Below are 15291 nucleotides of genomic sequence, written 5' to 3' on the forward strand. Positions count from 1 at the left end.
AAGACATGAGAAGGAGCTTGTGTTTGCTGGCGATGCTTTTGCTGCTGTTGCCAACGGTCGTATCGGCGCACATCGTCAACGAACAAAATTTGTACGACGACCTGCAATATTCCAAGGCCACGCCGCAGATCGTGCAATTGAGCGGGCTTGGGGTCATTGCCTACGATCACGGTTCCACGCTGTTTTCGCCACAGGAAAAGCTGACGCGCGAGGAACTGGCGCATTGGGCAGGAGCTTTTTGGAAGCTGAAGGAGAGCGGGGCTGCCCGCGAGCAAGTGACGGCGGCTGCGCTGGAAAAAGGGCTCGTGCCTTCGCTGGACGGCAATGCCACCTATGCGGATGTCAACCAGGCGTATTTTGCGGGCAAGCTCGCTGTACCTGAGCAGGATGCCGCGCGCGAGTTGACCAAAGAAGAATTTGCCGTGTTTGTCTTCGAGCACAGAAACGATGCCGTCGAGGGCAAGAGCCTGTACGACCGGGGCGGTTTTGTGGCCGGGCCGACAGGCAAAGTGGAAAAAGTCGCGGTCCGGGAAGAAAAAGATGCAGCAGGCAAAACTTCCAAGGTGTACTCGCTGACTATCTCCGGCACCGTGCATGATCTCTCTGCGCATCCGCGCGTGCTGCAGGCTGCGGTCGATCCGGCGCAGTGGGAAGGAAAAACGGTTGAGGAAGCGTGGCTGATGAACGTGGCAGGCAAGCCACAGCTTCAACTGATCCTGTTTGCCAAAAGCGCAGACGCTTCCGGGCAATCCGCGCGACCAGAAAAGGCGCCGACAGCCGATCACGCGCACGCAGGCCATGCCGATCACGCAGCGGCAGCGAGCGGCGACGAGACAGGGGCGTCAATGGTTCCGCTGGTTGTGGCGGTCGTTTTGCTCGCCCTCGTCGGGGGCTGGCTTTTTGCGCGGAGACGAAAATAACGCCGCTGCTATGGTGTTGACGTAGTGAAAGCGAACGCGAACGGGAAACGGGCGGGCTTCGGAAAGCGAGGCCCCCCTGTTTTTTTCTGGCAGCCCTATGTCAAATTAAGCTGAGCTACTTTATGACATGCCAAGTGCGCCATAAAACAAAAAGCAACTTAATAGAGCTGGAATCAAAAATATATTTCCTTGTACTTCTTGCAATACTTATAGATGAATTTTTTGTGAACACAAGATTTTGACAATGTTATTTGGTTGAATTTTTGTTAAAAAATGTTATTATTGTAAGTATCTTCGTGAGATGGGTTGGCTAACCTTTACTATCCTGAAAAAATTCAATTATGGTAAAGGAGTTTCAAAATGAAAAAAGCGATATTTTTAGCATTGTCAATTTCTTTGTTTTCCAGCTCTCTTTATAGCGCTAGTTCCGCTCATGCTGCCACAGTAAAATCGTATAATCTCGATATTTCGAGCATAGACGTTTCTCAAATCAAAGACCCGCAAGAAAAAGCTGCTTTTGAGAAGTTTAAGCAAATGCTTGAATCTGAGGATGCGAAAAAATTAATCGATGGATTAAAAGCGTATCGCGATTATTATCAAGTTGACAGTAATGGATATCATTTTGTCAAAGAGGCAGATAAATATATTCCAGCCGATGTTTACAAACTTATGTCAGAAACTTTCGAATCGGCCAACGAGGAATTGAATAAACCCGAAGCAAAGAAAGTGAAACAGAAATCGAGTTCTAAAGTAGAAGGACCTGTCTATTATCCTGATCCTGGGGAAACAACGAAATATTATGGATACCATTCAAAAACCTACTATTTTCAAGGAAGTAATTGGGATGTTGGAGATTGGCTGTATCTTAGTGACGAAGATACTAGATGGGTTGTCAATGTATTGATAGCTAGTACGGTTTTCTCTTACGTACTAGGAAAAGTGCTTTCTTTGTTCCCACAAACTAAAGGCCTTGCTTTGTCAGCAGATGTAATTACATTTATGTGTGGGGCAGGTGCTGCTTACCTAAGCAATAAAAATGAGGGAAAGGGCATTTACATTCGAGCCTACAGTGGAGGAATTTATTGCAGGGCTAGATAAACAGGGGTGATTTATTATTCAAGCCTACTTTACCTACATTATCTTTGGAATAATGATTGTGTCCACTTTAGTATCCATGGTAAAAAAAGGGAACTTGTTTGGGTACATTAATGGCGGAGTTCTCTCAATCATTATTTATGTGATTGATCCAGCGTATTGGTGGATTAGTATCTGTCTATTGTTAATAACGTATCTTTTCCAATTTATAGAAATCCAATTTCCTAAAAGGTGACCACGGTTGTGGGTTAACCCCCAATAGCCAGGATAAATCTGCAAGCACAGAAAGGATTGACAGCGAAGCGGGCTTTCCCTTACGATAAATCATAATTCACTACGGTTTTTCAAGGAGGCTCTTTTATGTACTCTGTACGCATGCGCTAATCAGGCACGGACGACTCGCCCGTTTTTCGATGGGTTATTTGTCATGCCTGCATAGTTAGCTTGCGTATGTACCTCCAAAGCTCCTTGCTGCCTGATTCTGATTCGTCAGGCAGTCGGTTTCATGTGCTTGGATTGAGCAAGCTTTTGCACGGATGGCATCCCCTCGGACGGGACGTTCTCCGTGCTTTTTTGCGTCCAAAAACGGATGTCGCACATGAATGTCCACATGAGGAGGATGTATATGAGTACGAAAAAAGAAAGCTGGAAGCAAACCTTTTACACGATTTTTGCCGGGCAGGCCTTTTCGCTATTGGGCAGTGCCGTTGTGCAATTCAGCATCATCTGGTGGCTGACAGAGAAGACGGGCTCGGCGCTGGTGTTGACCATCGCTTCGATGGCCGGCTTTTTGCCCCAGGCTTTGGTCGGCCCTTTTGCCGGAACGATTGTCGATCGGCTGGACCGCAAAAAAATCATGATTGCCGCCGATATGTTCATCGCCCTCGTCAGTCTCGCCCTGGCGATTCTGTTCCTGAGCGGGATCGAGCCGCCTGTTTGGGTCTTTTACGCCGTTCTTGGCTTGCGTTCGATTGGTACGGCGTTTCACATGCCGTCAATGCAGGCTTCGATTCCGTTGATCGCGCCGGAGGATCAGCTCATGAAGGTGCAGGGCTGGATTCAGACGCTGACTTCTGCTGTCAGCATGGCTGGCCCGATGCTCGGTGCGTTTTTGTTGGCTTATTTTTCGATGGAAACCGTGCTTTTGCTTGATGTCGCAGGGGCGCTGCTGGCAAGCGCCGCCTTGCTGCTCGTGCATATCCCGAATCCCGAGCGCAGCGTGCCGGAGGAAGGCGAGCGCGGCATGCGCAGCGAGATCAAGGCAGGGCTGCGGGAACTGATGAAGTCAAGAGGCTTGGTGGTCATCACGGCCGCCATCGGGTTCACGAGCTTCGTGTACGTGCCGGTAGGGGCGCTGTTTACGCTTATGGTGTTAAGCCACTTTGGCAAAGGGGCGTGGCATGCCGGAGTGGTCGAGTTTTCTTTTGCGGCAGGCATGCTCGTCGGCTCGATTTTGTTGGGTAGTTGGGGGGCCAGGCAAAATCGCGTGTACTTGCTGACGGGCGGAATAGCGCTGTTGGGGCTGGGACTGTTCTTCTCGGGGCTTTTGCCTGCGTCCGGTTTTGTCGGGTTTGTGCTGCTGTCGGGGCTGATGGGGATATCGGGGCCATTGTGCTTATCGGAGTGTTCACCTCGCTCGTTCCAGCGGTGAGAGAGCTGAAGGCTGCCCAAGCAAACCAGTAGACGTCTGCATAGAAACAGCCAGGGTCACGTCAGGTGGTTCTGGCTGTTGTTGTTCACAAAGATGGCACGAGGTTTTACAGTTATGTGTCGAAACGCCTGGGAGATTGGTAATGCAAGTTGGGGAAAATTATAATGAAGGTACATACGCAGCGAGCAAGCGCCTTTTCAGCGGGAAAGAGGGTACTATGGAACCAAATCAATTGATGGAAGCAGCTCAACGTTTTATCCGCACCTGCTACAGCGAGTTGAACAAGACGGCGGCCGAGACAGAGCAGCGTTTGCAGGAAGTCCGGTACCAGATCGAGTCACAAGGCTATTACGAGCACACAGAGGAAGAACTGCGCCACGGGGCGAAGATGGCCTGGCGCAATAGCAATAGATGTATTGGACGCTTTTTCTGGGAATCGCTCATTGTGATGGACGAGCGCCATGTCCAGACAGAGGAGGAGATGGCCCAGGCGTTGCTGCGGCACATCGAGTTCGCGACGAACGGCGGGAAAGTGCGTCCGACCATTACCGTTTTTGCCCCTGCCATACCAGGGCGGCCGCAGATGCGCATTTGGAACCATCAGTTGATTCGCTACGCCGGGTATGAGACGGAGTACGGCATTCTGGGCGATCCGGCTTCGCTTGAGCTGACGAAGCTCTGTTTGAGCCTGGGGTGGCAAGGGGCTGGCACGCACTACGACATATTGCCGCTCGTCGTGCAGATTGGGGATCGGCAGCCGCAATTTTTTGAGATACCGCCAGAGCTGGTCATCGAAGTGCCGATCACGCATCCGGAAATAGCGGGCTTTGCAGACCTTGGCCTGCAATGGTACGGCGTGCCGATCGTCGCGGACATGCGTCTGGAAATCGGCGGCCTGGATTATGTGGCGGCTCCTTTTAACGGGTGGTACATGGGGACCGAGATCGGGGCGCGCAATCTGGCGGACGAACAGCGCTACAACATGCTGCCAAAAGTCGCGGAGGTCATGGGCCTGGACACGAGCCGGGAAGCGACGCTCTGGAGAGACAAGGCGCTGGTGGAGCTGAACGTGGCCGTGCTGCATTCCTTCAAGGAAAAAGGCGTTTCGATTGTCGACCATCACACAGCCAGTCAACAGTTCAAGCGCTTTGAGGAAAGAGAAGCCAAAAACGGCCGGGAGATTACAGGGGACTGGACGTGGCTGATTCCGCCGATTTCTCCTGCGGCTACCCACATTTTTCACAGCACGTACGACAACAAGATGGAGTCGCCGAATTTCCACTATCAGGCGAAGCCGGATTTGCCCAAAAAATAAGGGAAACAACAGGCAAAATGTCGCGGACGACGGTTCGCGGCATTTTTTTGTACAGATAAATGGGCGCACAAGCTCCTGCCAGGAAGTTTGCGCAAAAGCAGGGCCTGTAAAGGATTTACAGTTATTTTCTTGCACAGAATAGGTGGCGAAATCGGCAAGATGTGATAAAATTAGTCGATAATGATTATCATTATTAAAAATGTGGGGGAGATTCATTTTGCGCAAAACCGGATCTTTCAAAGTCATCTTACTGGCATTTATGCTGGTTCTCGTCGGGGTTTTGTCGGCATGCGGACAAGCTCCGGCCAATAATGCGGCCCAACCGGCTGCTCCGGCCAAAACCGAGAGCAGCGACGAGTTTATCACCTATCAGGCACAAAACGGAGAGGTGAAAATCCCGAAAGACTTGAAACGGGTGGTCGTGCTGGCAGACAGCTACGTCGGTGATTTTCTCGCGTTGGGCATCAAGCCGATCGGGATTACCGATCATGTGATGAAAAACCCGTACATGAAAGGCAAGCTGGACGGCATTGAAAGCGTTGGCGACGGCTCTTCCGTAGAGAAGGTGCTCACCATGAATCCAGACTTGATCGTCGTGTTCGAAGGCGACAAAAATCTGGCGGAGCTCTCCAAAATCGCGCCGACCGTTGCGATTCCATACGGCAAGAAAACGTTCCGCGAGCAGCTTCAAGAGTTCGGCAAAATGACGGGCAGAGAAGACAAAGCCAATGAGTGGATTGCTTCCTGGGACAAAAAGATCGCTGAGCTGAAGCCAAAAGTACAGGCGGCGGTAGGCGACAAAACGGTTGCCATCCTGCAGCCTTACGCCAAAGGCATCTATGCATTCGGACACAACTACGGCCGAGGCGGCGAAATCATTTACGGCGAATTTCAGTTGAAGGCTCCTGCTGCTACGCAAAAGGCTGCCATTGACAGCGGCACCGGTTGGGCGGAAGTCTCGCTGGAAACATTGCCGGACTTCGCTGGCGATTACATTTTCACAAGCGCATGGAGCGGAGATGACGCCGATCCGGAAGCTGTCTACGGCTCTAATGTCTGGAAGGGACTTCCCGCTGTGAAAAACAACAAAGTATTCCAGCTCGACCGCGATGGTTCTTACTTCAACGACCCGATTTCGCTGGAAGCCCAGCTTGATTTCATCGTAGAAAAACTGACGCAAAACTAAGCCGATCAATAGAAAACCCCCGAGTCAGAAACAGCACAATCGCTGTCTGACTCGGGGGTCTTTTGCTGTTAACGGCTGTAGTAGCTGCTGAGTGCTTGCAGCAGGCCCAGCGGATTCTTGCGCAAATCTTTGGCGCTGAAGAAGACGCTGCCCTGGACTTCAGGGATTGTCGCGTTGAAATTCAGTTGATTGATAATCTCCTGAGAGCTTTGCCAGCCTGCTTCGGCTGTGCCCAGCTTGTAAGGAGAATGGCCGATGAACAGCTTGACGTTGGTGCCGCGTACCTCGTTCGCCCACCAGGTGACGAGCTTGTCGTACTGGGCCGGGGCAAAGGAGAGGCTCCAGTAAATTTGCGGCGTGACATAGTCCATCCAGCCTTGCTTGATCCAGGTGCGGACGTCGGCGTACATATGGTCGTAGGCAGTGACGCCTGCTTTTGTATCGGAGCCTGTCTTGTCGACGGCGATGTTGCGCCAGACGCCAAACGGGCTGATGCCGAACTGGACATGCGGCTTGGCGCTTTTGATCGCCTGGTTGAGCTGCTGCACGAACTGGTTGATGTTGTCGCGGCGCCAGTCCGCTTTTGTCGCGATTTTTTTGCTGTTGTAGCTTTTGAAGGTCGCATCGTCGTTAAAGGTGCCGTTGGACGGATAGAAGTAATCGTCCAGATGCACGCCGTCGATGTCGTAGCGCTGCACGACTTCCATGATCTCGGCAATGATTTGCTGGCGGGCTTGCGGGATGCCCGGATTGATGTACAGCTTGTTGCTGGAATTGACGATCCATTCCGGATGTTTTTTCACGACGTGAGTGGCGGCGAGCTGGTCTGTTTTCGCGTCCACGTTGGCGCGGAACGGATTGAACCAGGCGTGGAACTGCATGCCGCGGCGATGTGTTTCCGCCACCATGAAGGCGAGCGGGTCGTAGCCGGGATTTTTCCCTTGGGTGCCCGTCAAATATTTGGACCACGGCACGAGGGAGGACGGGTACAAGGCGTCTGCCGAAGGGCGCACCTGCACGAACACGGCATTCATTCCCATCGCTTGCAGCTCGTCCAAAAGCTGTATGTATTCCTGCTGCTGCTTGGCCTGGTTTCCGTAGGAGCCAGTCGAAGGCCAGTCCAGATTGTACACGGTCGATACCCATACGCCGCGCAGCGAACCGCTATTGGAGACGGGAGGCGTTGGCGGAACGACGACGGAGCTGTCGTTTCCACCCGGAATGTCTTGCGGCGGCGGAGTGACGGCTACGGGGCTTCCCGTCGACAGCGTGATCGTTCTCGTTTCCTGCGTCCAGCCTACCTGCAGGCCAAGCTGCTCGGAGACAAAGCGGAGCGGAACCATGACCCGGCCCTGTTTATTTTGGACAGAGGCATCGAGAGGCACGGTGCTGTCGTTGACGAGCGCGTAATTTTGGTTGATCGTCATGGACAGCACGGTATCGCCTTTCAAAATCGTGGCCGTTTGCAAGTTTTGATCCCAGTAAACTTCTGCGCCAAGACTTTCGCTGATGACCCGCAGAGGGACCATCGTGACATTGACTTTGGGGATGATGTACGGAGCGACATCGCTTCTGACTTGCTGCCCGTCCAGAAAGATGCTGATCGCAGGAGATGCCTGCGCAGCCTGCACAGATGTCCCCATCGCTGGAATGCACAGCACGAACGTAAGCAAAAGCATAAACCACTTGCGTAACTTCATTTTGTGAATCCTCCGACACGTATTATTTGCTGCAAAACTCTCGCTAATCGTTAGACGTCTTATTATATCGTTTGTTACGGTGGTGTGGGAGGAGAATTGATTCGATTCTGTTCATTTCGACAAAAAAGCTGGCTGGAACCACCCAAGCCGACGGGGAATAGGCAAAGACATAGGCCGTTTTTTAGGGAGAGGAATAGCTGCATGAGTTCTTTTCTTTCGCAAAAGGTGCCGATTGTGTTTGTTCCGGGGCTGTTTGGGTCGATGAACGATCAGATTATACCGGGGACGGGGGACTGGAGCTTCGGTCTTGCGCGAACCGCATACGAGCCGTTTATTCGCATGCTGGAAAATATGGGGTACAGACTGAATGAACAGTTGTTTGTCGCTTTTTATGACTGGCGCAGGCCCATTGGCATTTCCGCGGAGCACTCTCTCGTGCCCGTCATCCAATGGGCGAAGCAGGTGACGGGTGCAAGCCATGTCAACCTCGTCTGCCACAGCATGGGCGGCCTGGTAGCCAGAGCGTACGTGCAAGGCGATACGTACCAAAACGACGTGGACCAACTGCTTGTTTTTGCCACGCCCAACGCAGGCTCGCCGATCAGCTATTGCTACTGGGCAGGAGGAAAGCTCCCGCGCCCGGTTCCGGGAAAAAGAAATGTGCTGGAAATTTACATGAACGTATATCTCGCTTATTTGGAGCAGGGCAGGCCGTTTAAACGCGTCCAGGCGATCCAGAGGCATTTTCCGAGCCTGCTTGACCTGGTGCCTGCCGCCGACTACGGGGACTACTTGCTGGAGAAGAAAAACGGGGCGGAGAGCTTTGTTCCGTACAGCAGCATGGTGGTCAAAAATCATTACATGGACCTGCTCAACAGCACGATGGGGCTGATTTACGAGCGCAACATCCGCATCACGGTTGTGGCAGGGATTGGGCAAGAAACGATTCATTACTTGCGCACGGTGCCGTCGCTTTCCCCGACCAAATGGGTCGACGGGAGAGTCGTTGGTTCCATCAGCAGCTCGGCAGGCGACGGCAGCGTCATGGCCAAAAGCGTGTTTACGCTGGAGGGAGACAAATATTACGTCGAAGCAACTCATTTGGATATTTTGTACAAGAGCGAGCCGCTGCTGAGACAGCTTCTGGGATCGTGAAGCGAATGTGGCAGGTGCTTTTCGACAAAAAAAGAGGATTGGGCCAGGGGGAACCGGGCACAAGTCCTCTTTTTCCAGTATAAGGGCAACCAAGGCTGCGTCAATGGCTTGGCGCAGCCAAGTTTTCTAATGCAGAGCAGAATGGATGCGAGGCGTAGCCAGTATTCGTGCAACGTAGGCTACGGTAATTTTTCGGCCCATACAAATTCTCAACATGTGTCTGGACAGCTTTGGCATCGGGGCGGACAGGCTGCGCACAGTAAAAAGGCCGGGCGAAGGAAATCTCCAGCCCGACCTGCTGTTTTCTTTTGACGAATGTGTGGTTCGTCTGCTCGCTGTCAGTAAGCGACGCTTTTGGAGACGAAGCCGACCAGGACATTTCCTTGCGCGTCCTGGGTGGAGCCGTAATACCAGTCGCCGTGCTCGCCGACGACCTGGACCAGCGCATGCTGTACGGCATAGCCTCTGCCGCGGCTTTCCGCAGAAGGCGTAGCGAAGAAGAAGCCTTTTTCTGCATGAATGCTGACCGTTTTAGGGGTGATGGGAGTATAGCTGGTAATGACTTTCTTGGAGACGAAGCCTTGTCCGATGGCGACGAATTCCGGGTGAGTGCCGGAGTCGACAAGCTCAAAGCCATACCAGAGCGTCGTGGTCACCGGCGAGTCGGCAGAGGGAGCGGCAAAAACATTCGCTTGCTCTACCGCTACAATGACTTTGGGTGCGACTGGCTTCGGCTGCTGCACTGGTTTGGCCGCTGGCGGCTTGGGTGTGGCGGGCTTCGCCTGGCTGTTGCCGGAAGAACGGCCGCCGGAAGAGTTGCTTCCTTTGTTGTGGTAGTGGTACTCGCCGTACTTCAAGCCCCATTTTTCGCAATTCGTTCTGCAAGTATGTCCGCCGTTTGCATCTGTGCGACCGGGATGCGCTTCCAGCGATTGAAGAGGGAATAAAATAACGGCAAGAATGAGAGCGAACAAAAATGCTGCTTTTTTCATGGCTATCCTCCAAAAGTATCATTTTGAATATTATAGCTCTTCACCATTAAACGTGCTTGATCTTCCTCTAGCGTAGTTTTTCACTTTTTTATATGGCTGGTTTACACTCCAGCCGAATTCGAATCTTGAACCGCTCGATGTTGCGATACCCATAGGCTCGTCGCTTGATGACTTTCACTTTGTTGTGTGTCCCTTCAATCGGAGCATTTGTAACTCGAAACGAAAAATAATTCTGAACCGACTGTCGCCATTGAACGATTGTTTTTGCAATCGAACGGACGGCAGAGGTGGGAGATGTGAGGTGCTCGGTTATCCATTGTTGGAGTGCTTCTTTTCCCGACTCTTCTGTCTGAGCTGCATATACCGTTCTCATGTGCTGAAGAGCGTTGTAAAGGCGTTCCAAATGGGGATCTTGAGCGAACCAGGCTTTCAATTCCTCCTGTTCCTCAGGTTTCAGTTTATCAGGAGGTGTGTGGAGCAGACGTTGTTCATGTCTACCCCGGCGATGAGTTCCCCGCGAACGGGTACGTTTACGAGCAGCTTCTAACGATTTGGAGAAGAGCTGAATGACGTGGAACTTGTCCGCTACTACCGTGGCATCCTTCCAAACACCGCGAACCGTCTCAGCCATTCCAGGAGCCAAGTCTGTCACAACAACCTGTGGAGGCGTAGCAAAGGGCCAGTTCATGAGAGCCTGACGAACCTGCTCACGTGAACGCCCTTCTGTAACCTGCCAGATATGCCCGCTTTGTGCATCCATGAGGTTGACACCGTACTTGTGTCCTTTTTGGAGAGCAAACTCGTCCAGACAGACCATAGTAGGCGTAAGATGATCTTGGGGCTTAGCGAGAAGCTGAGGAGCCAGTTGGTAATACCACCGTTCCAATGTCGTATAGCAGATTCCGAGTTGTTTGGAAACGCTAAGCAAATCCCTCTTCTGACACAACTCAACGGCCATTTGACGAAACGCAAAAGTAGCCGTTCCTCGATAGGGAATTCCATCCCATTCGAGAGTCCAGGTGATCTGGCAATCGTGGCAACGTTGTCGATATACAGGAACACGTACCCAGACAGTACCCCATGAAGGAATAAAGCGGTGACGAAGAAGACGGTACCCTGGGCGAGCATGATTGGTGCTCTCTTTCAGGCAGAGAGGACACAGATGAGAGGCTGGATTGGGAGTGAGAGTCACTACCCAATCGGTTTCAGTCGTTTTGTCCCAATGGGAAAGTTGAAACGATGGAAGGCCGATTAAGTCTGTGGTAAACTGGTTAGACAACGTAGATTTCCTCCTATCTTGTGATGGTCAGGACAACTTTCACGATAGAGGAACATCTACGTTTTTTCAATGTCTAGCACGGGTTATGGTGATGAATCAATATTATACCAATTTTTCTGGCGTTTGGACGAGGACAGACGCAAAAAAACCGGGTAGTTTGCCCTACCCGGTGTAAGTCCGAAATGTATTTTGCCAATGACCGCAGTGGTCAAGGAGTAGCTTTGGCCCGCAGCAGGTTCAACCCCATCCCGATAAAGACGATCCCGGTCAATTTGTTCAGGATAGAGGAAAAATGCGGATTGTTGCGCATCTTTTGCGTGACGAACGAAGCGAACAGTGCGACCAGGCTGAACCAGATTCCGCCCGTCAGCGTGAAAGTCAGGCCCAACAGGAGAAAAGGCAGCGGACCTGTGTGGGTCGCGTCGACGAATTGCGGCAAAAACGCGATGAAAAACAAAGCGACCTTCGGATTGGTAACGCTCGTGACAATCGCTTGCCCGTACACCTTCCCCGCTTTCCGGCCAGGCGAGGCCGTGGAGTCGAACGACAGCGCTTCCTTGGTCATGAACATGCGCACGCCCAGGTAGACGAGATAGGCGACGCCGAGAATTTTGACGATGTTAAAAAGCACGACCGATTGGGCCAGGATGAGCGACAGGCCGAAAGCAGCCAGCACGGTGTGAATGAGCGAGCCTGTCAGGATGCCGAGAACAGAGAGGATGCCAGCCTGACGTCCCTGCGAAATGCTGCGGCTGATAATGTACATCGTGTCGGTTCCGGGAATCAGGTTAAGCATGATCGCTGTCAGTACAAACGCTTCGTAATGAACAATGCCAAACATCTCTCTTCACACTCCATTCATCGTAAGACAGGACGGTCACCATGCCTGTCTGGGCGCGCGTTCCCCTATTTTTGCTTAAACAACTGCTCTTATTTTGCCAACACTGTAAAATCTGTGTCAATAACAACATGGTTTGCGAAACAGTCCGTAATTCAATCCGAGTACGAAAAAAAGCCCCTGACGACAAAATCGGTGACAGGAGCTTTTCTCATATCCGTGCCGACTGCCATGGCCGAAGCAGCGACAAGTTGCTTAGTGCGCTGATGGAACGCCTTACGGAGCGGTTTGCGGAGTGCGTATCCACCCCTCTTGTCCGTCCAGTGTAATCCGGGACCAGCCGTTCAGCTCTGCGCCGATGGCGAGAGACTCGTCTGCCACCACTTCGCCGATCACGTCATACTCTTCGCCTGGCCCCGCAAACACCTGCACGGTTTGCGGCTCGGCGGCAGGCTCCTCAGCGGCCGGGGCGTCAACGCCAGTGCCAGTGCCGGAGGAATCCGTTTCAGCTTCGTCCGCGTCAGGCGCCATGTCGGCGACCTTTTCGACGTAGGCCAGCCCTTCGGAAGTGAGCTTGAACCGGGCGTACTCCTGCTTGCCTTTTCCTACCGCATTCTTAATGATGGCATGCTCGGCATCTTCTACCGCAAATTCGTCCGCTTCGATCGCAAAGCGCTGCTCCATCGTCTTTTGCGACAAGTCAGGCAGCAGGCCCGTGTAGGAAAACTCCCGCTCTTTGCCCGCCGCCTGCACGAGCATGACAGGCGCTTTGGCGCCGCCCAGAGCGTCCGCGGTATGGACGCGCCCCGATTTTATGTCAAGGCCGTCAAAGCTGTGCTCCAGATAGACGAGCGAATCATCCTGCAGCTTGGCTGCAACGTACAGACGCTGATCCTCTTCCACGAGGCCATACGCATACAGCTTGGCTCCCCATAGATCGGTACCGGAGAAGATTTCTGTAAAAATTTTGTCCGGGTATTTGACCGCAAGCAAACGGCCTGGGTCATAGTCGAGCCAGCGATTCTCCACTTCCGCTACGAGCGTCGCCGTGTCTTCCAGTGGGCTCAGCTCCTGATACAACTCAATCGCTTTGGAAAATTGGCGCGACTTGGCGTACTGCTCCGCCTCCCGCAAGCGAGCTTTCAGATGGTCGCTGATCGTATCGAGCGCACGGGAATCATCCGGGAGCACATCCTGTATTTTCCGGTAAGCGGCCGCCATTTTGACGAACGAGGCGAGGTCCTGCTTGCGAATTGCTTCTTTCAGTTCGTCCTGCGCGTACTTTTCCAGCCGCGTCAGCAGCCAGTCTGCCGCAAAGCTCTGCTCGGCATAGTGGCGCAGACTGCTCGCCGTCCTGAAAATCACTTCCTCAAAAGAGGCGTTGTTTATCAAGGAGCGCAGCTTCGTTTTTTCATAGTGCTCAAACAGCGCCAGCAGCGCTTCCTGCTTTTGGGGCTGGCCGCCGTAGTACTCCGCGGGAATGGCGAGCAGCGTATCAATGAACGATTCGTCACGATAGCTTTCTTTGTCCAGATTCGCCTGCGACTGGCCGCGGGCAGCCTGCATCGCCTGCTGGTAATAGTCGGACCAGCCTTTTTCCAGGCGCAAATGAGCGGACAACTGCTGGAAAAACGCAGCCGCTGCGCCAGGCTGGTTCGCGTATGTCTTTCGCATGGCCTGGTATGTCTCATACGTCTCCAAAACGTCCGCGTCCTGTTTGGCCTGCATGGCGGTTTGCGCTTTTTGCTGAAGCCCCTCCATTTCCAGACGGATCGAGGTCAACTGCGACATGAGCGCGCTCCACTGCTCGTCCCCGTAGGAGATGGCGCCGATGTCGCTGGCCCGGGCAAAGCTTTCCTCGGCTTGCAGCAGGTTGTTGGCTTCATAATAGGCTTTGGCCTGATCGTACAGGGTCATCTGTCTGTACCCGAGCACAAGCTTGACGCAAACAGCGACAAGCGCGACGGAAAACACGATGAGCGCCACATTTCGGACAAACAGCGATTTTTGATAGGATGAGATTTTCATCAAAGGCGGCTCCTTCACAGTACGCCTTTAAAATCAGGATCAAAGGCGAAATGCGTATCTACCCTGTTTTTGGTAGAATGATATAGTTGCTCCCAGCCTTCGCTTCGATGCGTCTGGAGCATTTTGGCGAGCCTCAGCAGCCGTTCGCGAGGCAAATAATCCATAAATTCGATAATCAGGTCCTGATACTCGTCCACATACGTCCTCATCCGTAAAGCCGCGCCAGCGACTTGCCCAATCAGTTGCTCCCCGTTTTCCAGCAGCAAAATTTGCTTTTTGTAGCGCCGGACGTAATCCAGTACGGCTTTTTTGACCAGCGACGGCTGCACTTTGACGACTTCGCGCACGTATTCCATGAAGTCTTTGTCATAGGTGGAGGGGATCAGCGTTTCCAGTTCAAGCTCCATGTCCTTGCGCAGCACGAAGTGATTCAGAAACATGATTTTGCGAATTTTGATCGTATCAGAATCGACAAAATAGCCGATTTCTCGCGTTTTTTCGTAGGCTTCCTTGATCTGTCCGGCCTTGACGTCTGCTCCGACCTGTTCCAGATGCTGCAGCAGCGATTTTTTGAGCGCTTCTTCCTCGCGGGTGAAAAACGTCAGCAACTGGGCGTCTCTCTCATACGAACCGTACTTTTTTTGCATCGCGAAAAAAAGGCAAACGAGCAGCAAGCCCACGCCAAAAGCAACGGCTATCTGCACCAGCGTGTCGGCACAGAGGATCGCGAGGCAAATGAACAGGCCGAGCAGCAAAAAGCGCGTCTGCACATAGCGGCGCGTCACGGCAGCGGAGACTTCGCGAACCGGGGTGTAGGCTCTGCCGCACGCGTCACAGTGCGTATCCCAGAAGACGTGGTAAGTGTGGCATCGTTTGCAGGCCATGATCCGTTCAAAAGCGTGCGCCGTTTTCCGACTCTTTCGAAATTGAACACCGATTCGTTTTCTCATGGCTGGTTCCTCTTCTCATTTAACAGACGGTGAAGATGCTGATCGATTTCGGCTGCGGAGAGGTTGCGCCGTTTCAGTCGCAGCAGCTTGAAGAAACGCACTGCCAGCAGCAAAAAAGCGGCAAAGAGAAGGAAATAAGTTAACATAAAAATTCTCCCTCATAAAAGTGTCGAAATCTGTAA

13 protein-coding genes are annotated in these 15291 nt (G+C 52.6%); 6 read left to right on the forward strand and 7 right to left on the reverse strand.

Annotated features, from left to right (window positions below):
• The first annotated feature begins 5 nt into the window (after positions 1-5).
• From BA6348_RS03795 to BA6348_RS03815, 5 genes are all read left to right on the forward strand, one after another.
• Complete coding sequence (locus BA6348_RS03795) at positions 6-920, forward strand: LPXTG cell wall anchor domain-containing protein (RefSeq protein WP_242507445.1); 915 nt, start codon at positions 6-8, stop codon at positions 918-920.
• A gap of 360 nt (positions 921-1280) precedes the next feature.
• Entirely contained in the window at positions 1281-2018 is a 738-nt protein-coding gene (locus tag BA6348_RS03800) for a hypothetical protein (protein WP_005831142.1), read from the forward strand.
• 622 nt (positions 2019-2640) lie between these two features.
• Positions 2641-3666 (forward strand): MFS transporter, encoded by a 1026-nt coding sequence (locus BA6348_RS03805; protein WP_007778261.1) that lies wholly within the window; start codon positions 2641-2643, stop codon positions 3664-3666.
• 217 nt (positions 3667-3883) lie between these two features.
• On the forward strand, positions 3884-4981 hold the full coding sequence (locus BA6348_RS03810; protein ID WP_025848125.1) for a nitric oxide synthase oxygenase: 1098 nt from the start codon (positions 3884-3886) through the stop codon (positions 4979-4981).
• Between the two features lie 217 nt (positions 4982-5198).
• Positions 5199-6167 carry an iron-hydroxamate ABC transporter substrate-binding protein gene (locus BA6348_RS03815; RefSeq protein ID WP_007778264.1) on the forward strand — a complete coding sequence of 323 codons (969 nt, stop codon included), beginning with the start codon at positions 5199-5201 and terminating at the stop codon, positions 6165-6167.
• 68 nt (positions 6168-6235) lie between these two features.
• On the opposite strand, the gene BA6348_RS03820 is transcribed toward BA6348_RS03815, so the two are convergent.
• Complete coding sequence (locus BA6348_RS03820; protein WP_005831151.1) at positions 6236-7867, reverse strand: family 10 glycosylhydrolase; 1632 nt, start codon at positions 7865-7867, stop codon at positions 6236-6238.
• Between the two features lie 201 nt (positions 7868-8068).
• Here BA6348_RS03820 and BA6348_RS03825 point away from each other — a divergent pair, with 201 nt between their 5' ends.
• The gene (locus BA6348_RS03825) at positions 8069-9022 is read left to right on the forward strand and encodes a PGAP1-like alpha/beta domain-containing protein (RefSeq protein WP_122953021.1); all 954 of its coding nucleotides are present in this window, start codon (positions 8069-8071) and stop codon (positions 9020-9022) included.
• A 338-nt stretch (positions 9023-9360) separates the two neighbouring features.
• Here BA6348_RS03825 and BA6348_RS03830 read toward each other — a convergent pair whose 3' ends face one another.
• The 6 genes from BA6348_RS03830 to BA6348_RS26490 all read right to left on the reverse strand — a co-directional run bounded on the left by BA6348_RS03830 (position 9361) and on the right by BA6348_RS26490 (position 15255).
• Entirely contained in the window at positions 9361-10014 is a 654-nt protein-coding gene (locus BA6348_RS03830; protein ID WP_122953022.1) for a YHYH domain-containing protein, read from the reverse strand.
• Positions 10015-10102: 88 nt separating this feature from the next.
• Positions 10103-11293, reverse strand: a complete 1191-nt coding sequence (locus BA6348_RS03835; RefSeq protein ID WP_081592107.1) for an ISL3 family transposase — start codon at positions 11291-11293, stop codon at positions 10103-10105.
• A 208-nt stretch (positions 11294-11501) separates the two neighbouring features.
• Entirely contained in the window at positions 11502-12134 is a 633-nt protein-coding gene (locus BA6348_RS03840; RefSeq protein WP_007778278.1) for a LysE family translocator, read from the reverse strand.
• 273 nt (positions 12135-12407) lie between these two features.
• Positions 12408-14159 (reverse strand): SH3 domain-containing protein, encoded by a 1752-nt coding sequence (locus BA6348_RS03845; RefSeq protein ID WP_122952559.1) that lies wholly within the window; start codon positions 14157-14159, stop codon positions 12408-12410.
• A gap of 14 nt (positions 14160-14173) precedes the next feature.
• Complete coding sequence (locus BA6348_RS03850) at positions 14174-15109, reverse strand: hypothetical protein (RefSeq protein WP_005831161.1); 936 nt, start codon at positions 15107-15109, stop codon at positions 14174-14176.
• Positions 15106-15255, reverse strand: coding sequence for a hypothetical protein (locus tag BA6348_RS26490; RefSeq protein WP_007778284.1), 150 nt, complete (start codon positions 15253-15255; stop codon positions 15106-15108). Before BA6348_RS26490 ends, BA6348_RS03850 begins: the two co-directional genes overlap by 4 nt.
• Positions 15256-15291 lie beyond the last annotated feature (36 nt).

The sequence above is a fragment of the Brevibacillus agri genome, assembly GCF_004117055.1.
GTDB classification, from domain to species: Bacteria; Bacillota; Bacilli; order Brevibacillales; family Brevibacillaceae; genus Brevibacillus; species Brevibacillus agri.

Coding starts and splice junctions, on each gene's coding strand:
- BA6348_RS03795 (WP_242507445.1), top strand. CDS start 6: ATGAGAAGGAGCTTGTGTTTGCTGGCGATGCTTTTGCTGCTGTTGCCA.
- BA6348_RS03800 (WP_005831142.1), top strand. CDS start 1,281: ATGAAAAAAGCGATATTTTTAGCATTGTCAATTTCTTTGTTTTCCAGC.
- BA6348_RS03805 (WP_007778261.1), top strand. CDS start 2,641: ATGAGTACGAAAAAAGAAAGCTGGAAGCAAACCTTTTACACGATTTTT.
- BA6348_RS03810 (WP_025848125.1), top strand. CDS start 3,884: ATGGAACCAAATCAATTGATGGAAGCAGCTCAACGTTTTATCCGCACC.
- BA6348_RS03820 (WP_005831151.1), bottom strand. CDS start 7,867: ATGAAGTTACGCAAGTGGTTTATGCTTTTGCTTACGTTCGTGCTGTGC.
- BA6348_RS03825 (WP_122953021.1), top strand. CDS start 8,069: ATGAGTTCTTTTCTTTCGCAAAAGGTGCCGATTGTGTTTGTTCCGGGG.
- BA6348_RS03830 (WP_122953022.1), bottom strand. CDS start 10,014: ATGAAAAAAGCAGCATTTTTGTTCGCTCTCATTCTTGCCGTTATTTTA.
- BA6348_RS03840 (WP_007778278.1), bottom strand. CDS start 12,134: ATGTTTGGCATTGTTCATTACGAAGCGTTTGTACTGACAGCGATCATG.
- BA6348_RS03845 (WP_122952559.1), bottom strand. CDS start 14,159: ATGAAAATCTCATCCTATCAAAAATCGCTGTTTGTCCGAAATGTGGCG.
- BA6348_RS03850 (WP_005831161.1), bottom strand. CDS start 15,109: ATGAGAAAACGAATCGGTGTTCAATTTCGAAAGAGTCGGAAAACGGCG.
- BA6348_RS26490 (WP_007778284.1), bottom strand. CDS start 15,255: ATGTTAACTTATTTCCTTCTCTTTGCCGCTTTTTTGCTGCTGGCAGTG.